23 protein-coding genes and 1 pseudogene are annotated in these 23044 nt (G+C 55.8%); 9 read left to right on the top strand and 15 right to left on the bottom strand.

Annotated elements, in window-relative coordinates:
• Positions 1-15: 15 nt before the first annotated feature.
• The 5 genes from truD to BMY49_RS08340 all read right to left on the bottom strand — a co-directional run bounded on the left by truD (position 16) and on the right by BMY49_RS08340 (position 3837).
• Positions 16-1056 (bottom strand): tRNA pseudouridine(13) synthase TruD, encoded by a 1041-nt coding sequence (gene truD / locus BMY49_RS08360; protein ID WP_074210203.1) that lies wholly within the window; start codon positions 1054-1056, stop codon positions 16-18.
• Entirely contained in the window at positions 1049-1537 is a 489-nt protein-coding gene (gene ispF, locus BMY49_RS08355) for a 2-C-methyl-D-erythritol 2,4-cyclodiphosphate synthase (RefSeq protein WP_054641165.1), read from the bottom strand. The genes truD and ispF overlap by 8 nt, the downstream gene beginning before the upstream one ends.
• Positions 1537-2247 carry a 2-C-methyl-D-erythritol 4-phosphate cytidylyltransferase gene (gene ispD / locus BMY49_RS08350; RefSeq protein WP_089675380.1) on the bottom strand — a complete coding sequence of 237 codons (711 nt, stop codon included), beginning with the start codon at positions 2245-2247 and terminating at the stop codon, positions 1537-1539. The genes ispF and ispD overlap by 1 nt, the downstream gene beginning before the upstream one ends.
• Positions 2244-2606 (bottom strand): cell division protein FtsB, encoded by a 363-nt coding sequence (gene ftsB, locus BMY49_RS08345; protein WP_044630252.1) that lies wholly within the window; start codon positions 2604-2606, stop codon positions 2244-2246. The genes ispD and ftsB overlap by 4 nt, the downstream gene beginning before the upstream one ends.
• An 82-nt stretch (positions 2607-2688) precedes the next feature.
• Positions 2689-3837: a GNAT family N-acetyltransferase gene (locus BMY49_RS08340; RefSeq protein WP_089675379.1), complete on the bottom strand. Its 1149-nt coding sequence runs from the start codon at positions 3835-3837 to the stop codon at positions 2689-2691.
• Between the two features lie 171 nt (positions 3838-4008).
• On the opposite strand from BMY49_RS08340, the gene BMY49_RS08335 reads away from it, so the two are divergent.
• From BMY49_RS08335 to BMY49_RS08320, 4 genes are all read left to right on the top strand, one after another.
• Positions 4009-5364: an aldehyde dehydrogenase family protein gene (locus tag BMY49_RS08335; protein WP_058577486.1), complete on the top strand. Its 1356-nt coding sequence runs from the start codon at positions 4009-4011 to the stop codon at positions 5362-5364.
• A 72-nt stretch (positions 5365-5436) separates the two neighbouring features.
• Positions 5437-8067 (top strand): GAF domain-containing protein, encoded by a 2631-nt coding sequence (locus BMY49_RS08330; RefSeq protein WP_089675378.1) that lies wholly within the window; start codon positions 5437-5439, stop codon positions 8065-8067.
• Positions 8064-9833 (top strand): GGDEF/EAL domain-containing response regulator, encoded by a 1770-nt coding sequence (locus BMY49_RS08325; RefSeq protein WP_089675377.1) that lies wholly within the window; start codon positions 8064-8066, stop codon positions 9831-9833. The genes BMY49_RS08330 and BMY49_RS08325 overlap by 4 nt, the downstream gene beginning before the upstream one ends.
• Positions 9823-10686 (top strand): MurR/RpiR family transcriptional regulator, encoded by an 864-nt coding sequence (locus BMY49_RS08320; RefSeq protein ID WP_054641164.1) that lies wholly within the window; start codon positions 9823-9825, stop codon positions 10684-10686. Before BMY49_RS08325 ends, BMY49_RS08320 begins: the two co-directional genes overlap by 11 nt.
• A gap of 13 nt (positions 10687-10699) precedes the next feature.
• Here BMY49_RS08320 and BMY49_RS08315 read toward each other — a convergent pair whose 3' ends face one another.
• Both BMY49_RS08315 and BMY49_RS08310 read right to left on the bottom strand, forming a co-directional pair.
• Positions 10700-11059 (bottom strand): RidA family protein, encoded by a 360-nt coding sequence (locus BMY49_RS08315; RefSeq protein ID WP_044630258.1) that lies wholly within the window; start codon positions 11057-11059, stop codon positions 10700-10702.
• A gap of 81 nt (positions 11060-11140) precedes the next feature.
• Positions 11141-11617, bottom strand: a complete 477-nt coding sequence (locus tag BMY49_RS08310; protein ID WP_044630259.1) for an Lrp/AsnC family transcriptional regulator — start codon at positions 11615-11617, stop codon at positions 11141-11143.
• Positions 11618-11814: 197 nt separating this feature from the next.
• Here BMY49_RS08310 and BMY49_RS08305 point away from each other — a divergent pair, with 197 nt between their 5' ends.
• Positions 11815-13500, top strand: coding sequence for a 2-isopropylmalate synthase (locus tag BMY49_RS08305; RefSeq protein ID WP_089675376.1), 1686 nt, complete (start codon positions 11815-11817; stop codon positions 13498-13500).
• A 56-nt stretch (positions 13501-13556) separates the two neighbouring features.
• Here BMY49_RS08305 and BMY49_RS08300 read toward each other — a convergent pair whose 3' ends face one another.
• Positions 13557-14411 carry a universal stress protein gene (locus tag BMY49_RS08300; RefSeq protein WP_058577482.1) on the bottom strand — a complete coding sequence of 285 codons (855 nt, stop codon included), beginning with the start codon at positions 14409-14411 and terminating at the stop codon, positions 13557-13559.
• A 177-nt stretch (positions 14412-14588) separates the two neighbouring features.
• On the opposite strand from BMY49_RS08300, the gene crcB (BMY49_RS08295) reads away from it, so the two are divergent.
• Together crcB (BMY49_RS08295) and crcB (BMY49_RS08290) are read left to right on the top strand one after the other, a co-directional pair.
• Entirely contained in the window at positions 14589-14966 is a 378-nt protein-coding gene (crcB, locus tag BMY49_RS08295; protein WP_058577481.1) for a fluoride efflux transporter CrcB, read from the top strand.
• Between the two features lie 13 nt (positions 14967-14979).
• Positions 14980-15375, top strand: coding sequence for a fluoride efflux transporter CrcB (gene crcB, locus BMY49_RS08290; protein ID WP_089675375.1), 396 nt, complete (start codon positions 14980-14982; stop codon positions 15373-15375).
• 93 nt (positions 15376-15468) lie between these two features.
• Here crcB (BMY49_RS08290) and cfa read toward each other — a convergent pair whose 3' ends face one another.
• From cfa to BMY49_RS08275, 3 genes are all read right to left on the bottom strand, one after another.
• A complete protein-coding gene (gene cfa, locus BMY49_RS08285) occupies positions 15469-16623 on the bottom strand; it encodes a cyclopropane fatty acyl phospholipid synthase (protein ID WP_054641161.1) in 1155 nt (384 codons plus the stop codon).
• A 157-nt stretch (positions 16624-16780) separates the two neighbouring features.
• Positions 16781-17638 (bottom strand): universal stress protein, encoded by an 858-nt coding sequence (locus BMY49_RS08280; RefSeq protein ID WP_058577479.1) that lies wholly within the window; start codon positions 17636-17638, stop codon positions 16781-16783.
• Positions 17639-17657: 19 nt separating this feature from the next.
• Positions 17658-19148, bottom strand: coding sequence for a SulP family inorganic anion transporter (locus BMY49_RS08275; protein ID WP_089675374.1), 1491 nt, complete (start codon positions 19146-19148; stop codon positions 17658-17660).
• Positions 19149-19650: 502 nt separating this feature from the next.
• On the opposite strand from BMY49_RS08275, the gene BMY49_RS08270 reads away from it, so the two are divergent.
• Positions 19651-20664 (top strand): isocitrate dehydrogenase, encoded by a 1014-nt coding sequence (locus tag BMY49_RS08270; protein ID WP_074210197.1) that lies wholly within the window; start codon positions 19651-19653, stop codon positions 20662-20664.
• Positions 20665-20666: 2 nt separating this feature from the next.
• Here BMY49_RS08270 and BMY49_RS08265 read toward each other — a convergent pair whose 3' ends face one another.
• Positions 20667-21443 (bottom strand): ZIP family metal transporter, encoded by a 777-nt coding sequence (locus BMY49_RS08265; RefSeq protein ID WP_044630269.1) that lies wholly within the window; start codon positions 21441-21443, stop codon positions 20667-20669.
• Positions 21444-21499: 56 nt separating this feature from the next.
• Here BMY49_RS08265 and BMY49_RS08260 point away from each other — a divergent pair, with 56 nt between their 5' ends.
• The gene (locus BMY49_RS08260; protein WP_082051476.1) at positions 21500-21769 is read left to right on the top strand and encodes a sigma factor; all 270 of its coding nucleotides are present in this window, start codon (positions 21500-21502) and stop codon (positions 21767-21769) included.
• A gap of 59 nt (positions 21770-21828) precedes the next feature.
• Here BMY49_RS08260 and BMY49_RS08255 read toward each other — a convergent pair whose 3' ends face one another.
• The 3 genes and pseudogenes from BMY49_RS08255 to BMY49_RS08250 all read right to left on the bottom strand — a co-directional run.
• Positions 21829-22479 (bottom strand): peroxiredoxin, encoded by a 651-nt coding sequence (locus BMY49_RS08255; protein ID WP_062374024.1) that lies wholly within the window; start codon positions 22477-22479, stop codon positions 21829-21831.
• A 105-nt stretch (positions 22480-22584) separates the two neighbouring features.
• Positions 22585-22728: pseudogene (locus tag BMY49_RS17810) on the bottom strand (CNNM domain-containing protein); the annotation flags it as partial.
• A gap of 149 nt (positions 22729-22877) precedes the next feature.
• Positions 22878-23044 (bottom strand): zinc ribbon domain-containing protein (locus BMY49_RS08250; RefSeq protein WP_143058118.1); only part of this gene is annotated, 167 nt, incomplete at its 5' end.

Genomic DNA, 23044 nt, shown 5'->3' with positions numbered 1-23044 from the left:
CTCCTCACCTCAGCGTTAAGCCGTGTCGGGATGATGAATTAACTCGCCAATGACCGCCGTGGCAAAGCTGCCTCGCGGCAGGGCAAACGAGAGTAGCACGGCGTCTGCATCGAAGGTTATTTGCGGCGCAATAAGCCGGGCACGTAGCGCACGCTGCCCGCGCTTGACGCCGCTCTTTTCAAGCCCTTCACACAGTGCAGGGTGCTGAGCGGCGAGCTGCGCTTCATAAGCCCCAGCATCTCCTTCAGCCGAGCGGCCAACGCCCCACAGCACGCCGGTTGGGTGAACGTCTAGCGCAGCGGCGCGCTCCACCAAACTCTCCTCCACCGCCTCAATGCCAAACACACTTTGGGTGCCATCAAGCATGAGAGCATCCCCAGCGATGGGCTGGCACCAGTTACCATCCTGCAGCCGCGCGCTAAGCAGCTCATTGAATAAAAAGCTGCGAGCGGTGGAGAGCATCATGCCCTGCCGGTCGTCGCGCTTGCGCCAGCCTTTCGCCAGCACGGCGGCGGCACGCTGTAAGTTGCGCGCCCCTGCGCCAAAGCGCTGATGGCCGAAATAGTTGGGCACGCCCTGGGCGCAGAGCGTTTCCCAGCGCGGCAAAAAATCGGCCGACTGAACGGCCTCACCGCTCAGGCGTAGCGTAAAGTGGTTAGTGCGATGCACGCCCCGCTTTAGCTTACGTGGGTGGCGTGCCTGCTCAAGTACCGTAACCCCCAGCGCTGCCAAAGAAGCCGACAAATCCGCCGGGGCATCGCGCCCTGGCAAATGGACGCTTAACCATTGGCGAGCCACCGCGACCCGATCTTTCATGCCGGAATAGCCAATATCTCTAGGCGTGACGCCACACAGTCGGCTTAGCTGTTTCACCATATCTAACGTGGTTTGGTTACGCTTTTCAAGCCGCAGCCACAGGTGTTCACCATGAGCTTCCGGGGTAAAATCAAGCTGCTCATCGACGATAAAGTCTTCCGGCTGAGCACGGTACTGCCCTGGCGCGGGCACGCCGAAAGCGGGCGTTAGGCTACGCTGCCATGGGGGTAGGTTAAGCATTCAGCGCCTCTGGGGCCGTCAGCAGTACCACCGCCTCTGCGGCAATGCCTTCACCGCGCCCGGTGAAGCCAAGGCGCTCAGTAGTGGTGGCTTTGACGTTTACCTGGCCAAGACTAATTCCTAAATCTTCAGCGATGACGGCGCGCATAGCGTCAATATGGGGAGCCATTTTGGGCGCCTGGGCCATTAACGTTGCATCCAGATTCACCACGCGATACCCCTCGCTACGCACCAGGGTTACCACATGGCGCAGCAGGCCACGGCTGTCAGCACCGGCCCAGGCGGGGTCGGCATCCGGAAAGTGACGGCCGATATCCCCCAGCGCACAGGCACCCAGTAGCGCATCGCTGATCGCGTGGAGCAGTACGTCGCCATCAGAGTGGGCCACAAAACCGTGGTCAAACGGCAGCTTAACGCCGCCAATCATTAAATGGTCACCCGGCCCAAAGCGGTGTACGTCAAAACCGTGGCCAATTCGCATTAGGAACTCCTGTTGCTGGCGGTTGCCGACTGGGCGGCCAGAATGGCAGCCGCCAGGGCTAAGTCGTCAGGGTGGGTCACTTTTAGATTATCTCGGCGTCCGCTCACTAGCCGTGGCGCCTCGCCCAGCGCTTCTACCGCCGAGGCTTCATCAGTGACCACCGTGCCGGTTTGCTGAGCCTGCTCAAGCGCATGGCGTAGCAGCGAGTAACGGAAACTCTGTGGCGTCAGCGCGTGCCATAGGCCATCCCGCGGTTCGGTAATTTGGCTGAGCTGGTCACCGTTATCGCGCTTCATGGTATCCGCCACCGGCATTGCCAGAAGCGCACCGCCTGAGTGTGTCTGCGCTGCTTGATAGAGCGCGTGGAGATCATCACGAGTAATGCACGGACGCGCGACATCGTGCACCATCACGAGGTCTGAGTCCTCGGCGGTCATCGCTTGCAAAGCGTTTAATACGCTATGCATACGCTCAGCACCGCCTGACACACGCTGCCACTGCGCAAAAGGCACCCAGGTGGGGTCGAACCAGCGGTCGTCGCTGTCTAGGCAAAGTACCAACCGCGCCTGCGGAAAAGCGGCGTGAAGCCTTGCCAAGGTGTGGGCCAGAATGGGCTGATTGTTCAACGTCAAATACTGTTTAGGCTTATCGGCCCCCATACGTCTGCCCTGCCCCGCTGCAGGAACGACGAGCCATAGTGTGTTACTCATTCTGCGGCGCCTTCACTGCTCGGTGGTATAGCTCCAGGCAGGGAAACCAGCCCCGCATTGATTCCCACTAGCTCGTTTTTGATGGCAACACCGGGCACCCAATAAAATTGTTCATCGGTGCGCACCATTCCCATATCGCTACGGGCGCGCTCTTCAATGGCATCGAGTCCCGTTTTTAAGTCAGTGACTTCCGCTGCGAGCCTTGCATTGCGCTCACGCATTGGCACGTTATCGGCTTCCTGCACGGCAACGCGTTGCTCTACCTCCTGGAGGTCTTGCCAGCCGCCGTTTCCCAGCCACAGCTGGTACTGCAGCAATCCCAGAGCGGCAAGCAGTATCACCACAAGCCATTTGTGCATCACAGAGATCCTTTGTGAAAGCGAGAACGGCGCGCATTATGCCATTAAGGGCGATAGGCAGCGAGCCGCAGCGCTGTGGGAATTATTTAAACGGTAAGGCATCTTCGGCGGCACGGCGATAGGCCATGATATGGGCAGCCTCTTCTTGGCAAAACTGCGCGACCCCTGCGGCAAGCCCTGGATGGGCCACATAGTGCAGCGAGCGAACCCGCTGCGGTGCAAAGCCCCTTACCAGTTTATGCTCGCCCTGGGTGCCAGGGTCAAATAGGGTTAGCCCCTTGGCTAGGCAGTAGTCGATACCTTGGTAGTAGCAGGCTTCGAAATGCAGGCAGTCCGCGATGATTTCACTGCCCCAGTAGCGTCCATAAAGAGTGTGTGCACCGCGAAAATAGAGCGCAGCGGCCACGGGCCTGCCCTCCAAACGCACCTGCACCAACATCAGCGCCTCGGGCATTACTTGGCGTAAGCGTTCAAAGAAGACGTGATTAAGATAGGGTGGTCGGCCACGCTCATGATATGTAATGGTGTAGCAGCGATAGAAGTGCGCCATATCGACATCACTAATCGCAGCACCTTCCAGACGATGCAGCGTAAGGCCCTGATCAGCGACTAACCGCCGCTCACGCTTTATCATTTTGCGACGCTTTGAGGTCAGACTAGCTAAAAAGCCGTCAAAATCGCCGACACCTCGGTCTCGCCACTGAAACTGTACCCCTTCTCGCGCAATTAGCTCAGGACACTGGCGCTGCCACGCCTCGACCTCTGGCTCCTCGGCAAACAGCAAGTGCCAACTGGAAAGCCCCACCTCATCGCACTGCTGTTTCCAACCGATGGCTAACTGCTCACGGACAGCGGCAGTATCGGTATTCGCGGCTATCAGTGCTCGGGGGCCAGGCGCGGGCGTAAAAGGAATAGCGCTTAGCCCTTTGGGGTAGTAGTCGCCACCTGCCCGCTCCAGCGCCTCCGCCCACCCCCAATCAAACACATATTCGCCATAGGAGTGGTCCTTGCGGTACATGGGCAGCGCCCCGACCAATCGGGAATCTTGCCAAACGCATAAATGGCAAGGCACCCAGCCAGTAGCTGCACCCACCGAACCGCTCGCTTCAAGTGCAGCCAAAAAGGCATGGCGTAAAAAGGGCTGCTCTTCACTCACCAGCGCATCCCACTGGCTTGCCGCAACGGTATCAATCGCAGGTAGAATGGTAAGGGACAGCGAGTGTGAACGCATAACATCTCCCATGGCACACTGGCATAGGTTGTGAATCGTTTACTGTACCATCAAGGCCATGACAGCGTACCAACCACCTTGTTTTGCTTACGATCTTTTGGACCGATAAACACTGCACCCACGCGCAATGAAACCAGCACTGTCAATAACGGATGATTCCAAGGAGAGGCTATGAAGCGCGACCTGACGAGTATGTTTAATGCTCAGCGTCATACGGCTGGCCAAGCGCCATTTCCAACGTTAGGGGTGCGCCGAGAACGTTTGGCCCGCTTAGCCAAAATGACGAAGCGCCATCAGCAAGAGATCGTGCGAGCAATCCAAACCGACTTTGGCCAGCGTAGCGACGTAGAAATACACCTTGTTGAAATTAGCGCTGTGCTGCAAGCAATTCGCCATGCACGCCGCCACTTATGGCACTGGATGCGCCCTCGCCGAGCAGGCGTACCTTGGAAAATGTGGCCCGCTCGTGCTCACGTTGCCCCTCAGCCCCTTGGCATTGTGGGAGTGATGTCCTCCTGGAACTACCCTTGGCATCTTGCTTTGATGCCGGTGGTAGATGCGTTCGCCGCAGGTAATACGGTACTGGTAAAGCCCAGTGAGCAGGCGCCACATACCAGCGCTCTATTGGCCAAACTGGTGCCTCAATACTTCACCGACGAAGAGTTTGGCGTGGTGGAAGGTGGCGCTGATATCGCCACAGCATTTAGCGCGCTGCCGTTTGATCACTTGCTCTTTACCGGCTCAAGCGCAACGGGCCGCCAAGTAGCCGCTGCCGCGGCAACCCACCTCACCCCCGTCACGCTGGAGCTGGGTGGCAAATCACCTGCGCTTGTCGCGGGTGACGCTGATTTAGAACAGGCGGCCGCCGCGATTATCTTTGGCAAAGGCATGAATGGGGGACAATCCTGCATAGCGCCGGACTATGTACTGGTTGAGAGCCGCCACCTTGACGCCCTTACTCACGCTTTAGAGCGAGCCATCCAACATCAGCGGCCAAACGCAAAAGAGGCCACCGGCTATGTGAGCGATGTCCACCAAGCGCGCATCAAGCAGCTATTGGATGAAGCACGCGACCACGGCTGCCGTGTAATTGACCAAGGCACCCATTCCCCCGCGCTCGTCATCGACCCGCACCAGGGTTTAGCGCTAATGCAGGAGGAGATTTTTGGCCGCATCCTGCCGCTTATTAGCGTTAAGCAAATGGACGACGCCATTCGTTTTATTAATGCTCGCCCTCACCCACTCGTTCTCTACGCGTTCACCCGTAACAAGGCGCTCCAGGAATCCCTTCGTCATACCACCCGCTCTGGTGCGCTGGTGTTTAATGAGACGCTGCTGCACCACGCCGTTTCCTCTTTACCCTTTGGAGGCGTTGGTGAAAGCGGCATGGGGGCTTACCACGGCCGTCACGGTTTTGAACGTTTTAGCCATTTGCGCGGCGTCTTTTATCAATCCCAGCGCCCCACCAGCCGGTGGTTAAGCCCCCCTTATCGACGTTGGTTGCTGAAATTACTCGGGCTTGACTAAAGCTATTAAGCTAATGTCCGATATTCACTGAATACGCCTTATAGTTACAGGCCACTACGTTTAGGAAACATTATGCAAGCCGCCGACCTACCTAATAATGAAACACAGCGCCTGACGGCCTTGCATGCACTCAATGTTCTCGATACACCTGCCGACACAGCCTTTGATCGCATCACTGAGCTGGCCTGCGAACTGTTTGATGTGCCGATTGCTTTAGTATCGTTGGTTGATAAAGAGCGCCAATGGTTTAAAGCTCACAGCGGGCTTGAGGCCTATGAAACCAACCGTGATATCTCATTTTGTGCTCATGCCGTAGCAGCTAATCGCCCCTTAGTCATTGAAGATACCAAAAACGACCCGCGCTTCGCTGATAACCCATTGGTATTAGAGCAGCCTCATATCCGTTTTTATGCAGGCCACCCGCTTTGCCCCAGCGATGACCAGTTACCCGTTGGTACGCTGTGCTTAATTGGTGAACAACCACGCACCTTTACTGAGCGTGATCATCGCATCCTGCACAATTTAGCCAAGCAGGTAGATGAATTGCTCCGCCAACATGAGCTTAAGGAGCGGCTTTCACGTACGGCAAAACAGCTTGAAGCACTCTTTACCAAAAGTGCGACAGGTAAACTACGCGTCGATCGGGCGGGAAATGTCATCGCCATTAATCCATTTGCACTCAACTTATTGGGCTACCAAGCTGAAGAAGTTGTCGGCAACAATGTGGGAATGCTCGCCTTCCCAGAGACCGCGGAGAAATACAATTATTTAATTAGCCGCTACTTCTCTTCTGATGCTAATGAACAGAGCGTTGGAAAAGGGCGCGAAACCGTGGTGCGCCACAAGCAAGGGCATCAGATTCCCGTACACTTGGTAGTAAATGCCATCCACAATGACCGTCAGGAATTTGTTGAGTTTCTGGCGATACTCACTGACCTTTCAGATATTAATAAAGCAAAACATCGCGTAAACCGGGAACGCCGCTTATTACAAGTGCTTCATCAGGGCATTACCGACTACCAGGCACTAATGTCCGGCGAGCGGCTTTGGACCTTTCTGATGGAAGCACTGCGTGAGCTAACCGACAGCGACTACGCGCTGATTGGTGAAGTACTACCAACTGAGACCACCAACGCGCTGAAAATACACGCCATTACCGATCTCTCGTGGAACAAAGAGTCCCGCGAGCTGATGGAGAAGCTGCGCAGTGGCGATATGATGCTTACCAACCCTAACTCCTTACTAGGGCAGGTTTATGCCTATGGCAACGTGGTGATTACCGATGATGTGTATAGCCATGCCAAGCGTGGCGGTTTCCCACCGGGCCACCCACGGATCAATAACTATTTGGGCGCGCCTATTTTCAACGGCGACCAGCTGATTGGCATGTTCGCTATTGCCAACAGCCAGCAGCCTCTTAGCCAAGCGCTGCTGGACTGGCTACAGCCGTTTACCGACACCTGCGCCCTACTGATTAATCTCTATCGCCAAATGGCCGAGCGCGAACAAGTCACCAAAGACTTAGCGGCCGCACGGGATCAGGCAGAGAAAGCGAATAAGGCGAAGAGTGAATTCCTCTCTTCCATGAGCCACGAGCTACGTACCCCGCTAAATGCCATCATTGGTTTTGCCCAGTTACTCAGTAAAGGGCGACGCGACCCTCTTAGCGAGAAGCAACAGCGCCAGGTCGGCCAAATTGACAAGAGCGGCCAACACTTGTTGAGCTTAATTAACGAAGTGCTTGATCTAGCGAAAATTGAAGCTGGGCATATGACCCTCTCCATAGAACCGATCTCTATCGAAGGCGTCATTGAAGATGCTTGCAACACGTTAGAAGCTAATATGAATGCCACTGGCATTCAGTTAATTCGCTACCCAATAAACAGTACCTGGTCTGTCTCTGCTGACTACACCCGCACGAAACAGATACTGCTCAACCTGTTATCTAATGCCATCAAGTACAACCGCGAGCACGGCGCCATTACCATTGGGGTAACGCAGCAAGATTCTGAACTACGCTTCAGCATTAGTGACACAGGACCGGGTATTGCCCCCGAGCGGCAAGAGGAACTCTTTGAGCCGTTTAATCGCCTAGACGCTGAGTACGGTACCATCGAAGGCACGGGTATTGGGCTAGCAATCACTCGAGAACTGGTTGAGCGCATGTCGGGGTGTATTGGCGTGGACAGCCAGCCGGGCGAAGGATCTACTTTCTGGTTTACGCTCCCTGTTGCCAACGTTGCCCCACTAACAGAACAGACCGCAACACGCACCTTGGCCGATGCGGAAAAAGCTCAGCGCGATTATCGACTGCTTTATATTGAGGATAACCCCACCAACCAACGCCTGATGGAAGACATTATTGATGACTTCCCCCACGTGGACCTTCAAACCGTTAATAGCGCTGAACTCGGGCTTGAGATTATGCGTCACTCACCGCCTGATCTTGTACTTATGGATATCCACCTGCCGGGGATGAACGGCTACCAAGCCCTCGCTGCCATACAAAACGATACGCAACTGAAGCATATTAATGTAGTTGCGCTCTCTGCCAATGCGATGGAACGTGATTTAACCCACGGCTTAGCCGCTGGTTTTGCTGATTACCTGACCAAACCTATCGATATCGACAAGCTATCGGCAACGCTCAGCACCTATTTTTCCGCTGCACCGGCAACAGACGCACCAAGGAAGGCTCCATGACATTGATGAACAAACACCTGCTTGTTGTTGACGACAACAGCGTGAATATTGAGCTGCTTCTCGACCTATTAGACGATCATGGGTTTGACAATGTGCATGGGCTAAGCGACCCGCGTCACGTACTTGCCTACTGTCAGCAGCAGTTGCCCGATTTGATTTTGCTCGATATCCGCATGCCTCATATAGATGGCTACGCGGTGATGGAGCAACTGCAGGAACATTTTGCAGACCAGACGCCCCCTGTCATTGTACTGACCGCCCAAATTGACGACGACACCCGCCACCGGGCGCTTAAAATGGGCATTCGTGACTTCCTTACCAAACCGTTTAAGCACGATGAAGTGCTACAACGCATTCGTAATACGCTTGATGTCGAGCATCGCTACCAGGTTCGCGATAAACAAGCAGAAACCCTGGAGCAAATGGTTGCCAAGCGGACAGAAGAGCTTGATCACCAGTCACGCACCGACCCCATCACACAGCTACCCAACCGGCGGGCACTGACACAGCTATTGCAAGAAGCCGCTCAACGAGGGCACGGCACTGGGCTGCTGTTTATTGCTTTGGATCACTTGGACGATGCGGTTCGACTCCATGGCTACGGTATTGCAGACCAGTTAATAATGCATATCAGCCACCGCTTAAACGCCCAATTATCCCCTAAATGTACATTAGGACTCTGGGGCGGCAGCGAGCTACTGGTGATCACCCAAAGTGCTGAGCTCACCGGGCTACGGCAGTTAGCCTCTCGTCTACTAAGCTGTTTCGACCATGACCAGACGCTGGGCGATTTACTGCTACCGCTCAACGCCCGCATGGGTATTAGCTGGTCCCATGGCCATTTTGAAACCGAGCGACTTGTGCACATGGCCGCCCTAGCCCTGCCCCAAAACGGCTCTTTACGTATCCAAAACTACAACGAAACTCTGGAAACCCAGCAGCGTCATCGCCTACACCTGCAACAGGCGGTTCGCGGGGCAACCCAACGGGGGGAAATGTCACTGGCGTTTCAGCCCAAGCTATCGCTCGCCACCCAGCAAGTCATCGGCGCGGAAGCCCTGCTCCGCTGGTACCATCCAGAACTTGGTCATGTGTCACCTGCAGATTTCATCCCCCTTGCCGAGGCAAGCGGTGATATTCTCTCCATTGGTGAGTGGGTGCTAGAAGAGGCCATGCGCTATATTGTGCAGTGGCGCCAGCAAGGGCTTCTTAATGACCGCTTCCATATTGCGGTTAACGTGGCAGCCCGCCAGCTGGCACGTAAGGATTTTGCTCAAAACCTACTAACACGCTTAGCTAAGCACAACATTCCTGAGCGCTTTTTTGCTTTAGAGGTCACCGAATCCGGCCTGCTCAGCGATATGCACAACGCGCGCATCCAGTTAGCTCAATTGACCGAAGCAAAGATTGCTGTTGCCATCGATGATTTTGGTACCGGGCACTCCTCGCTGGCTTATGTAAAGACACTACCTTTTTCAACCCTAAAGATTGACCGCGCCTTTGTGCTGGACTTGGAAAAAGACACGGTGGATCGCCAACTGGCTCTGACCATCACCCAGTTAGCCCATGCAGTAGGCTGTAATGTGGTGGCTGAAGGCATCGAAACCGCAGCTCAAGCAGACTACTTACGTTCTATTGGTTGCGAAGCTGCACAGGGGTATTACTATGCTCGTCCGTTGCCCGCCGATGAATTTTATCGCTGGTGCACGAATTGGAAACCTCACCCAAACTTAACGCCTGCCACGGAGTCTGTTAATGGCGCATGACCTGCTAGACCGCTTACGGGAACGCTTAGAAGAGTTGAACCGCTCAGAGCGCAAAGTCGCGAACGTAATTTTGGAAGACCCCGCCGCGGCCACCAGCCTGAGCATCGCAAGCCTTGCCCAGGCAGCTAGTGTCAGCGAGCCGACCGTTAACCGTTTCTGCCGTAACTTTGGCGCCAAAGGCTACCCGGATTTTAAAATCAAGCTGGCCCAAAGCTTGGCGGGGGGCACGCCCTACGTCACCCGCGCCGTTGAGCCCGGCGATACTGCCACGCAGTACACCCATAAAATCTTTGGGGCCACCATTGCCGCGCTGGACGAAGCCCAGCGTGAAGTGGATATGGCCGCCGTCGAGCGGATGGTGGATTATCTGACGCAGGCCAAGCAGATTCACTTTTTTGGGCTGGGTGCGTCAGGTGCCGTGGCGCAAGATGCGCAGCATAAGTTTTTCCGCTTTAACCTGCCGGTCATGGCCTATGTAGACGTGCTGATGCAGCGCATGGTAGCCGCCGCCTGCCACACCGGCGATGTGGTGGTGATCATCTCTTATACCGGACGCACCAGGGAGCTGGTGGATATCGCCAAAGTGGCCAGGGAAGCAGGCGCCGTCGTACTCGGCATTACCGCACCGAACTCTCCGCTCTCACAGGAGTGCACCGCCACGCTTGAAGTCGCCACTCCAGAGGACACCGACCACTATATGCCGATGACCTCACGAGTTATTCAGCTCACCTTAATTGATGCGCTCGCCACCGGGGTAACGCTTAGGCGCGGCGAAGATTTTCTGCCGCACCTGAAAAAGATCAAAGACAGCCTGCGCGATACCCGCTTTCCAGCGGAAAAGCCCACTAAATAAGCGTCGCTAGTGGTTACGCGTCCACAGCGGTGGTGACGGTAATTTCCACTTTTAACTCGTCGGCAGGCATTGGCGCGCATACGCAGGTGCGTGCCGGTGCATAGCCATCTGGCACCCAGGCATCCCATACTTCGTTCATCGCTGCGAAATCGCCACCATCTTTCAGGTAGATAGTGGCACTTAGCAGCTGCTCGCGGCTGGAGCCAATCTCTTTTAGCAGCGCATCTACCCGCGCCAGCATGCTCTCAGTTTGCGCTTTGATGTCGCCATGGCGCGCCTCAGGACCCGCCACCTGACCGCATAAATAGGCAACGCCCTGGTGAATCACGGCGCGGCTCATACGAGCTTTTGTATCATGACGCTGAATGCTCATAGATTAATCTCCTAAGAAGATGAAAAAAACTAGTGTAAACCGCCACCAAGCCACTGCCTATGCTTCGTTAGCCAACGCGCATTAGGTGGGCACGGGACGATGTTCAAACACGCGGCGCAAAACGAAGCTCGTATGGGCCCCGGTAACCCCTTCAATTCGGTTGATGACGTGCAGCAGCAGGTGCTGGTAATCATCCATATCCTTCACCAGAATTTTGAGCTGAAAATCCGCTGCTTGCCCGGTAATGATCAAACACTCCACCACGTTGGGGATAGTGCGAATATGTCGCTCGAAGTTATCAAACCGCTCAGGGGTGTGCTGGTCCATCGAGATGTGCAGCAATGCCATCAGCTGAAACCCCAGCGGGCGCGCATCCACCACCGCACGGTACTGGGTAATCAGCCCATGCTCCTCCAGCGCCCGCACCCGGCGTAAGCAGGGCGATGGCGAAAGGCCAATACGCTCGGCCAACTCCTGGTTACTAATGCGCCCTTCCACCTGCAGCACATCCAGAATACGCCGATCAAAACGATCCAGCGTCAAGGGTGATACCGTCATAGCCGACAGCTCCTACCAATAAAAAAGCATATATTGATACATTCTGCCACTTACTCTCAATAATGCCATTTTTTCGCAATAACCTTTCAAGGCAAGTTGAGTAAACTGGTGTGACTGTCACAAGCAGGATCGTCTTAAAAGCGGCTGACGCCACAAGCGGCCGCCCCAAACAACTCAACGTTTTCAGGAAACTTACCATGGCTGCTTTTGATCATCGCAAATATCGCCCTGCTCCGCGGGTGCCCGCCTTTAACCGCCAGTGGCCCGACCGGGAGCTTACCCACGCTCCTATCTGGGTAAGCGAAGACCTACGCGATGGTAACCAAGCCCTACTGGAGCCCATGACAGTTGAGCAGAAGCAGCGCTTTTGGCACCAGATTATTAAAGTGGGCATTAAGGAAGTCATGGTGGGCTTCCCCTCCGCCAGCCAGCCGGATTACGACTTCGTGCGCTGGTTGATCGAAGAGGACCAAATCCCTGAGGACGTCACCATTGCCGTGCTGGTACAGTGCCGCGAACACCTGATCGAAAAAACGTTTGCTTCGCTGGTGGGCGCTAAACGCGCCATTATCCATCTGTACAACTCCACCTCGACCATTCAGCGAGAGCGGGTGTTCGAGATGGACCGCGATGGTATTACCGATATCGCCGTGCAAGGGGCGACCTGGGTGAAAACCTATGCCGCGCAATATCCAGACGTTGATTGGCGCTTCCAGTACTCGCCGGAGAGCTTCTCCAGCACGGAAATCGACTTCTCACTGGCTATTTGCGAAGCGGTGATGGATGTCTGGCAGCCCACCCCAGACAACAAGTGCATTCTTAACCTGCCCACCACAGTAGAAGTGGCTGGCCCGCATCATCACGCCGACCAAATCGAGTATTTCTGCCAGCACATTAGCCGCCGCGACAGCGTGATTATTTCAGTGCATACCCATAACGACCGCGGCGGTGCCGTGGCCTCGGCTGAGCTTGCACTGTTAGCGGGTGCCGACCGGGTAGAGGGCACCTTGCTGGGTAACGGCGAACGCACCGGCAATATGGATATTGTCACGCTGGCGATGAACCTCTACAGCCAGGGGATTGACCCCGAGCTGGATCTTTCCAATCCAGACGAGATCATTCAAGTGGTTCACGAATGTACCGGCATTACGATGCACCCCCGCCACCCCTGGGTAGGCGAAATGGTCTACACCGCCTTCTCAGGCAGCCACCAGGATGCGATTCGCAAATCGCTCAAACACCAGAAGCCCGACGAGCCATGGCAAGTGGCCTACCTGCCGATCGACCCTCATGATATTGGGCGGGACTACCAAGCCGTTATTCGGGTCAACAGCCAGTCGGGCAAGGGCGGCATGGCCTTCCTGCTAGAGCGCGACTACGGCATTAACCTGCCCCGCTGGATGATGCTAGCGCTGGCCCCCTACGTACAGAAAGAGAGCGAGCGACGTAACAGCGAGCTCTCTAGCGAGATGATTCGCCAAGTGATGTTCGATAACTTCTCCCATGACGCCCCCCTAGCGCTGGCCGACTACCGGCTCTCGAAGGGGCAGCAGGAAGGTATCGATATGACGCTGTGGCAGGGTGCCGAAACGCTGCGCTTATCCGGCACGGGAAATGGCGCGATGTCATCATTCACCGACGCCTGGAAGAAACATACCGGCACCCATGTGGCCATCCTCGATTACAGCGAGCACTCGCTAGGCGGCGACAGCGAGGCCAACGCCATTGCCTTCGTGCAGCTTAATATTGATGGGCAGCGCATCTGTGCCGTGGCGGAAGATAGCGACACGGTCAGCGCCTCGCTTAAAGCGGTGCTATCGGGGATTAACGCAGCGCAACCAACCCGCACCACTCAGCCAGAGGCCGCCACCAGCCTCGCGTAAGCCGCCTGGCCGCCGCTAAGGGGTAGCGGCGGCCAGGGTTTAGCGTCAACCGCAATTCAGCGCAGTATCAACACCGGTAAATGCGCGTTACGCAGCATTGCCGTGGTGGTGCTGCCCACCAGCAGATGGCGAATGCGCGAGTGGCCGTAAGCCCCCATCACGAGCAGGTCAATGTCCTTTTCTTGCTTATAAGCGCGCAGCGTCTCTTCCACCTCACCGGCGCGAATAGCGCCTTCGGTTTGGTGGCCTGCGGCCTGGAGGGTATCCATAGCCCACTGCAGCTGCGAGTGATTCTCTGCAGTCTCTGCGCCCACAATCACCACATGGCACGATGCGTCATCAAACAAGGGGCTTTTCGCCAGCATTTCAACGCCTTTTCGCGCTGTTTTGCTGCCATCGAAGGCCATCAGCACGCGTTTGGGCAGCGTAAACGCCTTCGGCACCATCAAGATGGGACGGTGAAGCTCACGTACCACGCGCTCAAGGTTAGAGCCCAAGTGGCCGCTGGCTTGGTGGGCCGTTTCCCCTCGCTTTCCTAGCACTAGCAAGCGGATCTCTTTTTCATGCTCGGCCAAGGTATCCACCAGGGTGCCATTGCGCTGCATACAGGGCGGCTCTGCAAACCCAGCCGCTTCTACCCGCGCTTTTGCGGCATCCAATATCAAGCGCCCCTGCTGGCGAGCAAGCTTGCCGCGCTGCTCTTCAATATCCGAGAGCTGCTCCAGAAGATGTTCCCGCGTGCCCAGGCCTAGATGGCCGGTTAAGTCGGGCTCCGCCACCTGCGTGTGGTTATCAACGGTGTGAAGAAAACGCAGCGGTGCCGAAAGCGCCGTGGCTGCCCAAACCGCATAGTCACACACACTTTCTGCATAGTGGGACCCATCAATGGCTGCTAACACGTAATCAGACATACTGGCTTCTCCTTGAAGAGGGTGCACCAAACGTTGTCGTTATTCTGACTCTGTTGTACACGAAGACGTTGGACAGCAACACCGTCAGCGGCACGTTTTTAGGCGCTCCGCCCTTGATGGATACAGATGCTACAATTAGCCGCCTATCAATAGATTCATCATAGGGCGAGGAGCAGCATGGGACATGGCATCACCAGCGTATTACTCGTGGCACTGGGCGGCGCACTGGGGGGTATCGGGCGCTTTGCCATTTCCAACGCGATGGCTCATGCGCTGGGTAAAGCCTTCCCCTGGGGAACACTCTGCGTCAATGCTAGCGGAGCGCTATTAGCAGGTTGGCTACTAGGCGTTTACGGCGTGGCTAATACGCAGTCGCTTTGGCTATTTGCGGTAGCGGGCCTGTTAGGCGGCTATACCACGGTGTCGTCGTTTAGCTTGCAGACCCTTGAGCTGTGGCAGCGCGGCCAGGCAATTCGCGCCGCGCTCAATATGGTCGCTACGTTACTATTAGGCATCGCCATGACAGCGCTAGGCTGGTGGTTGGCCCAGGGTTAGCAAGGAGTCCTTGATGAGTATCAACGCCTATCTAGCCGTCGGCCTTGGCAGCGCTATGGGAAGCGTTCTTCGCTATAGCGTTTCGCTGGCTTCAATGGTCATGCTGGGTACCCACTTTCCCTGGGGAACGCTATTGGTAAACGTGCTGGGCTCCTGCCTCATCGGCTGGTTAGCCGCGACAGCGTCTCGCGCGCCACATGGCAAACTGGCGCACTGGCAGCCGCTGTTAGTGGCAGGGTTTTGCGGCGGCTTCACTACCTTTTCGCTCTTCAGCCTGGAAACGCTGCACTTGGCACAGCAGGGCAGTATGGGGCTGGCGCTGCTGTACGGCATAGGCAGCCTGCCCCTCTGTGTATTCTCCGCCTGGATGGGCGAGCGTTTGGCCTTTTCACACCCACCAGCGGCCTAACCTTTTGATACGCGGGTCGCTCGAACAGCAGCAGCCCTAGGTTTATCTCTCCTTGATCCTCTGGCTGCCACAAACTGCTGCCGGGGCGAGTGGTTAGCTAACACGGGAGTATCCACCAAGTATCCCTTGCTTGCTCATCACTAGTTGCCAGAGCTGAATTTGCCGGGCGCGAAAAGCCCCTGCACACACCAGCAGGTAATAGCGCCACATGCGGTAAAAGCGCTCGCCATACTGCTCTTTAAATCGCGGCCAGTGGGTTTCGAAGTTATGGTGCCAAGCCATTAAGGTGCGATCATAGTCAGCCCCGAAGTTATGTAGATCTTCAATAACAAACAGTGCTTCGGCGGCGTCTGTGATTTGCCCTAAGGTAGGCAGCTCACCATTGGGGAAAATATACTTATCAATCCAAGGGTCGGTCACGGTATTGCTTAAGTTTTTACCAATGGTATGCAGCAAAAATAGTCCATCATCTTTTAAGCAGCGGTGAACAACACTCATATACTCGCGATAATTTTTATGACCTACGTGCTCAAACATACCGATACTCACTACGCGGTCAAACGTCTCGCTTTCATCACGATAATCCTGCAGGCGAAACTCTACCGGTAAGCCTTTTCTTAGCAGCCGCTGCCCAAATTCAGCCTGCTCCTTAGAAATGGTCAGGCCCACACACTCCACCCCATAATGCTCGGCAGCGTAGCCCATAAAACTGCCCCAGCCGCAGCCGATATCCAGAACACGCATCCCTGGTTTTAGCTGGAGCTTACGACAAATAAGATCAAGCTTGGCTTCCTGGGCTTCATCCAGCGTTTGGGCATGTTTCCAGTAGCCACAGGTGTAGGTCATCCGCTGGTCGAGCATCGCGGCATAAAAGTCGTTGCCGAGATTGTAGTGCTTCTCCCCTACTTCCCACGCCCGCTTCGCTGTTTGGCGGTTGAGCAGGCGTGAACGTAGCGAGTGGTAAATCAGCTGGGTGGGCTTAATGCGTTGGCCAAGCTGGGCACGCATGATGCGGTAAAACAGCTCATCTAGCCGTATGGCATCCCACTCCCCTCGCATGTAGCTTTCGCCAAGTCCCAGATTACCTCGCGAAAGAGCACTATCGATAACGCCGGGTGCGTACAGCTGTATATCCCAAGGGCGGCTCCCATCCAGTTGAATGTCAGCCTCGCGCAATAGCTCGGCAATAAAACGGTGAGAGGGTGAGGTTGCATCAAAGCCAATAGGCGATTTTTCCAACGTTGGCACGGCAGGCTCCTCGCTATTCCAGAGAGTGGATAGGTAACAACCTGCCTAACAGCATAGTATCGAATAGCACAGTATTGCACTGCAGCATCAACAACCTCCCACAAAAAAGCCGGGCTGCTCTTACGAGCAGCCCGGCTTAAGCGATGTTGATAAGCGGTTAACGCAGTATTAACACAGGTATCCGGCTGCTTCGCAGCATGGCCGTGGTGGTACTGCCTACTAGCAAATGACGAATGCGCGAGTGCCCGTAGGCTCCCATCACCAGTAGATCAATACCGCTTTCCTGCTCGTAAGCTTGCAAAGCGTCATCCACTTCACCCGCGCGAATCGCGCCTTCTGCATGATGCCCTGCTTCACGCAAAGTGTTTAGCGCCCACGCCAGCTCACTGCGGTGCTCGGCTGTTTCTGCTCCTACAATCAGTACATGGCAGGTTGCCCCCGCAAATAGCGGCGAGCGGGCCAGCATCTCCACCCCTTTGCGGGCGGTTTGGCTGCCATCAAAGGCAATCAGCACCTTTTCCGGCCGCTGAAAGGCTTTCGGCACCATCAAAATCGGGCGGTGCATTTCCCGCACCACCCGCTCTAGGTTAGCGCCCAGGTGCCCACTTGCCTGGTGGGCGGTTTCGCCGCGCTTGCCTACCACTAGCAGGCGCACGTCTTTTTCCAGCTCTACCAGTGTTTCCACTAGCGTGCCGTTTAACTGGCGGGTCGTGGGGCTACTTACCCCATCTTCCACCGCCCTGGCCTTGGCCGCTTCGAGCATCAGCTTGCCTTGCTCACGATTTACCCTGGCACGCTGCTCATCAAGCGCTGAGAGTTCTTCCATCAGCTTTTCGCGGGCACCGAAGCGCAGGCTGCCGGATAAGTTTTGCTCTTCGGGTGCCCAAGAGTGATTATCTACAACGTGCACAAAGCTTAGCGGTGCACCCAGGGCCAGGCTTGCCCAGGCGGCATAGTCGCAAACGCCTTCGGCAAATTGGGAGCCGTCAATGGCGGCGAGTACGTGTTCAGTCATGCTGTTCTCCTTGCCTGGCTTAGTGGCCGCCCATCAGTTTTTCAACGGCTTCCGGGTCGTTATGAACGGCGTAGCGGTCCACCACGGTGGCGCTTGCTTCATTTAGGCCTACCAGTTCAACCTCGGTGCCTTCGCGGCGGAATTTAATCACCACGCGGTCAAGCGCCTGAACGGCGGTCACATCCCAGAAGTGCGCCTTCGATAGGTTAATGGTCACCTTATCGATGCTCTCTTTGAAATCAAACGCGGCCATAAAGCGCTCAGACGAGGCAAAAAACACCTGTCCAACCACTTGGTATTCGCGCTCTTTACCGGCCTCTATTTCTTTTGAGCCGACGTACATGATGTTGCTAACTTTATTGGCGAAGAACAGCGCCGCCAGCAGCACGCCGACAAAAACCCCCATCGCTAAGTTATGGGTACCGACGGTCACCGCGACGGTCGCCAGCATGACGACATTGGTGCTCATCGGATGCTTTTTCAGATCGCGAATGGACTCCCAGCTAAAGGTACCAATCGAGACCATAATCATCACCGCGACCAGCGCCGCCATGGGAATTTGCGATACCCAGTCTGACAAGAACACCACCATCAACAGCAGCACCACGCCCGCAATCAGCGTCGATAAACGCGTCCGGCCACCCGATTTAATGTTGATCACCGACTGACCAATCATCGCGCAACCAGCCATACCGCCCATTAAACCAGCGCCAATATTAGCCACCCCTTGGCCTTTACACTCGCGGTTTTTATCGCTGGGTGTATCAGTAAGATCATCCACAATCGTGGCGGTCATCATCGACTCAAGCAGGCCCACCACTGCCAGCATCACGGCGTAGGGAAAAATAATCGTCAGGGTTTCAAGATTTAACGGCACGTTCGGCCATAGGAAAACCGGCAGCGTATCCGGCAGCTCGCCCATATCGCCCACGGTGCGAATATCCATACCGCTCACCATATACACCACGGTCAGCACCACGATGCACACCAGCGGAGAAGGAACCGACTTGCCAATCTTCGGCAAATAAGGGAACAGGTAGATAATTCCCAGGCCGGCCAGTGTCATGGCATACACATGCCACGTCACGTTAGTGAGCTCCGGCAGTTGCGCCATAAAAATCAGGATCGCCAGCGCATTCACAAACCCGGTGACTACCGAGCGGGAGACAAAGCGCATCAGCTCCGCCAGCCGCAGGTAGCCCGCGATAATTTGCAGCACGCCGGTCAGCAACGTGGCGGCCAGCAAGTACTCCAGGCCATGCTCTTTCACCAGTGTCACCATCAGCAGCGCCATCGCCCCTGTGGCCGCAGAGATCATACCTGGGCGGCCACCGGTAAAGGCGATAATCACCGCGATACAGAACGAGGCGTAAAGCCCCACTTTCGGGTCCACGCCCGCGATAATTGAAAAGGCGATCGCTTCAGGAATTAGCGCCAGCGCGACGACAATACCTGAGAGCGTGTCGCCCTTAATGTTAGAGAACCACTCATGCTTACTGAAAAGTGCCATTCAGGGAGTCCAATGGTTAGGGGGTTAAAGACATTGCGCGCCGCAGCCGCACACAAAGGCAGCACAAGAGCGCACGTTAGTAATAGATTGTCGGATGAATGCTACCAATCGAAGACGCAAACGCGCCGATAGCCAAATAGCGGCAACGGGGTGCCATAGCACCGATATAACGCGAAGAGCGTTATGGCGCTAATTAAGGAGGGAGAACCTAGGGTGGAGTCATCAGCCCTGGTGTCGGCAGAGCAACGGCTGCCATTGCATTGATCATTACAGATAAACCTTGCTGTTTTAACATCGTTATTCAGGCGAGATGGCGGCAGCTAAGTGCGTTCCAGTCGCCTTGAGCGCGGCATTCTACCAGCAAACAGGCCAATTCGCACCCGCCACCCTAGACGTTTAGACGATGACCTTCCCTCTAAGCTTGGCTTACCATGGCACTCAAACGGCGGCCCCACCGCCCTTTCCTCGCCACTTTCTACCCTACCAACGAGAGGAACCGCACATGAGCCAGACAGTCGCAGTGATTAAAGGCGATGGCATCGGCCCTGAGATAATGGACGCCACCCTGCAAGTGTTAGACGCCCTTGAGTGCGGGCTGAACTACGAGTTTATCGACGCAGGTCTGGTAGCGCTTGAAAAGCACGGCACGCTGATTCCACAAGCCTCGTTGGATGCCATTGAAAAGCACGGCATTGCCCTGAAAGGCCCGCTCACCACGCCGATTGGTAAGGGCTTTTCATCCATCAACGTGCAGTTACGCCGCCATTTTGACCTCTATGCCAACGTGCGCCCCGCCATCAGCTTTCCGGGCACCCGCTCCCGCTACGATGATATCGACATGATCACCGTGCGGGAAAACACCGAAGGGGCTTACCTCTCCGATGGCCAAGAGATGCTCGACGACGGCAATACCGGCATCTCGGTGATCAAAGTGACCCGCAAAGGCTCCGAGCGCATCGTGCGTTACGCCTTTGAGCTAGCCAAACAGAATGGTCGCAAGAAGGTCACCGCCGTTCACAAAGCCAACATCATCAAGACCAGCTCCGGCCTGTTTTTAGACGTTGCCCGTGAAGTGGCCAGCGAGTATCCCGAGATCGAATTCCAAGAGATGATCGTGGATAACGCCTGTATGCAGCTGGTTATGAACCCTCACCAATTCGATGTGGTCGTCACCACTAACCTGTTCGGCGATATCCTCTCCGACCTGTGCGCGGGCCTCGTGGGCGGTTTGGGCTTGGCCCCAGGGGCGAACATCGGTGAAAAAGCGGCGATTTTCGAAGCAGTACACGGTTCGGCACCCGACATTGCAGGCAAGAAAATCGCCAACCCTTGCGCGCTGCTGTTAGCCGCCGCCCAGATGCTCGACCACCTCGGCATGACCGCCAAGGGTGACGCAATTCGCCAAGGAATTCGCGCCGTGCTAGAGAACCGCCGCGATATGGTCACGCCCGACATGGGCGGCACCGGCACCACCGATACCTTTGCTCAGGCGCTGGTAGAGCACTTAAAAGGGTGAGCCTAGCCCAGCCATACATCGAGAAACAGCATGATCACCAAGCCCATCGCTAGGCCAAACGTCGCTTTCTTCTGGTGGCCACAGCGATGGGTTTCGGGAATGATTTCGTGGCTAATCACGTAGAGCATGGCACCTGCGGCAAATGCCAGGCCCCAGGGCAACAGCACTTGAGAAACGGTGACGACGCTGGCGCCAAACAGCCCGCCAATCGGCTCAATGAGCCCGGTCAGCGCCGCAATCGACCAGGAGCGCCACTTGGAGTAGCCTTCCCCCATCAGCGCCACGGCTACCGCTAACCCTTCCGGCATATTCTGCAAGCCAATCCCAATTGCCAGCGGCATTCCGCCCTCTAAGCCATTGGCACCAAAGCCAACGCCGACCGCCAAGCCTTCCGGCAGGTTGTGAATTGCAATGGCAAACACAAACAGCCATACCCGACGCAGCGAAGCGGCTTCCGGCCCCTCTCTCCCCTGCTGGAAGTGTTCGTGCGGCAAACCTTCGTTGAGCAGCGCAATGGCCCCCATGCCGAGCAAAATCGCAGTGCATACCAGCGCTGCGGGCACCGGCCCGCCGGCGTAATAGATTTCTGCGGCCTCCAGGGCAGGAATGATCAGGGAAAAAAACGAAGCCGCCAGCATCACCCCGGCCGCAAAGCCCAGCGCTAAATCACGAAACCCCCGACTTGGCGTTTTGCCCAGCAGCACGGGCAACGCCCCCACGGCGGTCAATAGCCCAGCCACCAAACTGCCTAAAAATCCTAATAACAGCGTATTTTCCATGAATATCGTAAACTCGATGTGCGATGAGAAGGAACCAGCAACGACAAGGGGACACTGTGACCATCACCGCTTCACTGGCCGCCACGCATTTCAGCTACATGCGCCCTCGCCTACTTGCCTTTGCGCGCTTACAGCTAAGGGACTCAGCCGCCGCCGAAGATGCCGTTCAAGAAACTTTACTGACCGCCTTTGAAAAAAGCACGACGTTTGAAGGCCGCTCAGAGTTTGAAACCTGGGTATTTGGCATCTTGAAATTCAAGATTCTAGATCAGTTACGCCACCAGAAAAAACAGGGGCGCTGGCAGCCACTAGAAGAACCCGCCTAGCATAAAAAAAGCCCCGACAGTGGCACTGGCGGGGCTTCCGATCGACTGCTTGCGCGCGATTAACGCAGCTTGGTCTTGCGCAGGTAGGGCAGCACGGTGTCAAACTCACCAAATTTCTGCTTGGCGTCCTCGTCTGAGACGCTGGGCGGGATGATGACATCCTGGCCGACTGTCCAATCCGCCGGGGTGGCAATGCCATGCTTTGCCGTAGTTTGCAGCGCATCCAGCGCACGCAAAATTTCAGCAAAGTTACGGCCTACGGTCATCGGGTAGGTCATGGAGAGCTTTAGCTGCTTATCCGGGCCGATGATGAAGACCGAACGCACGGTGGCGCTGTCCGCTGGCGTGCGGCCATCGGGCAGGTAAGCATCTTCCGGCAGCATATCGAACAGCTTGGAGACTTTGAGGTCTTCATCCGCAATGATCGGGAAGCCGACGCTGCTACCGCTCACGGTTTCAATGTCGCCAGCCCAGCGCTTGTGTTCCTCTACACCATCGACGGACACACCGATGACCTTGGTGCCACGCTTCTCCCACTCGGCACTCAGCGTTGCGACGGCGCCGAACTCCGTGGTGCATACCGGCGTGAAATCTTTTGGGTGTGAGAACAGAATCGCCCAGCTGTCGCCAATCCAATCGTGAAAACGGATCGGACCGTGGCTCGTCTCTGCTTCGAAATCAGGCACGACTGCATTGATACGTAATGACATCGTTGCTCCTCGTTAAAGTGAAGTGGCTCTCATACCTTATATGACTTTCAACGCCTTCACTATAGAAGAACGTTTAGCGCTAAGACAATGAGGTTATGGCAGCGTTCACTCTGCTGGTTTCACATTCTTATCTTCGCGTTTAATACGTTTGATCCAACGCTGTTTCGCATAGTGGCGCAGGTTCGCCACGCTGTCAGTTTCATCGACGATATCTTGGCCGAGAATGGTCTCAATAATATCTTCCAGCGTGTTGACCTCCTCCCCTTCCTCAGCTTCTTAGGAAGCTGCCGCCTGCGGCGGAAAGGAAGGGGATTCCCGGTTGTTGCCTTCCGGGTTCCTGCTTCACAGCCCGTTGCCCTTGGTGATGGCACCTCAGGTCTTACACAAGCTCCACAGGCTTAACCTCCCGTGAGCCCCACGGTAGTCGTCTTTTCATGCTGACGGAGCTTGTCAGCACCAGCCAGAATGGCTTTGCCCGATTGCAAAATGTTGCGGGCAGCGTTCACATCGCGGTCGATGCCTTGGGTGCCACAGTGTGGGCAATCCCAAGTGCGGACATTGAGCG

It is taken from the genome of Vreelandella aquamarina (genome assembly GCF_900110265.1).
Lineage (GTDB): Bacteria > Pseudomonadota > Gammaproteobacteria > Pseudomonadales > Halomonadaceae > Vreelandella > Vreelandella aquamarina.
This window is presented reverse-complemented; position numbering and strand designations above follow the sequence as displayed.

Bases quoted from the DNA above. Each gene is read 5' to 3' on its own strand.
- BMY49_RS08305 (WP_089675376.1), top strand. From the start codon at position 11,815: ATGGCTGCTTTTGATCATCGCAAATATCGCCCTGCTCCGCGGGTGCCC.
- BMY49_RS08335 (WP_058577486.1), top strand. From the start codon at position 4,009: ATGAAGCGCGACCTGACGAGTATGTTTAATGCTCAGCGTCATACGGCT.
- BMY49_RS08325 (WP_089675377.1), top strand. From the start codon at position 8,064: ATGACATTGATGAACAAACACCTGCTTGTTGTTGACGACAACAGCGTG.
- truD (WP_074210203.1), bottom strand. From the start codon at position 1,056: ATGCTTAACCTACCCCCATGGCAGCGTAGCCTAACGCCCGCTTTCGGC.
- BMY49_RS08330 (WP_089675378.1), top strand. From the start codon at position 5,437: ATGCAAGCCGCCGACCTACCTAATAATGAAACACAGCGCCTGACGGCC.
- BMY49_RS08270 (WP_074210197.1), top strand. From the start codon at position 19,651: ATGAGCCAGACAGTCGCAGTGATTAAAGGCGATGGCATCGGCCCTGAG.
- BMY49_RS08320 (WP_054641164.1), top strand. From the start codon at position 9,823: ATGGCGCATGACCTGCTAGACCGCTTACGGGAACGCTTAGAAGAGTTG.
- crcB (WP_058577481.1), top strand. From the start codon at position 14,589: ATGGGACATGGCATCACCAGCGTATTACTCGTGGCACTGGGCGGCGCA.
- BMY49_RS08280 (WP_058577479.1), bottom strand. From the start codon at position 17,638: ATGACTGAACACGTACTCGCCGCCATTGACGGCTCCCAATTTGCCGAA.
- BMY49_RS08265 (WP_044630269.1), bottom strand. From the start codon at position 21,443: ATGGAAAATACGCTGTTATTAGGATTTTTAGGCAGTTTGGTGGCTGGG.
- ftsB (WP_044630252.1), bottom strand. From the start codon at position 2,606: ATGCACAAATGGCTTGTGGTGATACTGCTTGCCGCTCTGGGATTGCTG.
- BMY49_RS08255 (WP_062374024.1), bottom strand. From the start codon at position 22,479: ATGTCATTACGTATCAATGCAGTCGTGCCTGATTTCGAAGCAGAGACG.
- ispD (WP_089675380.1), bottom strand. From the start codon at position 2,247: ATGAGTAACACACTATGGCTCGTCGTTCCTGCAGCGGGGCAGGGCAGA.
- ispF (WP_054641165.1), bottom strand. From the start codon at position 1,537: ATGCGAATTGGCCACGGTTTTGACGTACACCGCTTTGGGCCGGGTGAC.
- BMY49_RS08310 (WP_044630259.1), bottom strand. From the start codon at position 11,617: ATGACGGTATCACCCTTGACGCTGGATCGTTTTGATCGGCGTATTCTG.
- BMY49_RS08300 (WP_058577482.1), bottom strand. From the start codon at position 14,411: ATGTCTGATTACGTGTTAGCAGCCATTGATGGGTCCCACTATGCAGAA.
- BMY49_RS08340 (WP_089675379.1), bottom strand. From the start codon at position 3,837: ATGCGTTCACACTCGCTGTCCCTTACCATTCTACCTGCGATTGATACC.
- BMY49_RS08315 (WP_044630258.1), bottom strand. From the start codon at position 11,059: ATGAGCATTCAGCGTCATGATACAAAAGCTCGTATGAGCCGCGCCGTG.
- crcB (WP_089675375.1), top strand. From the start codon at position 14,980: ATGAGTATCAACGCCTATCTAGCCGTCGGCCTTGGCAGCGCTATGGGA.
- BMY49_RS08275 (WP_089675374.1), bottom strand. From the start codon at position 19,148: ATGGCACTTTTCAGTAAGCATGAGTGGTTCTCTAACATTAAGGGCGAC.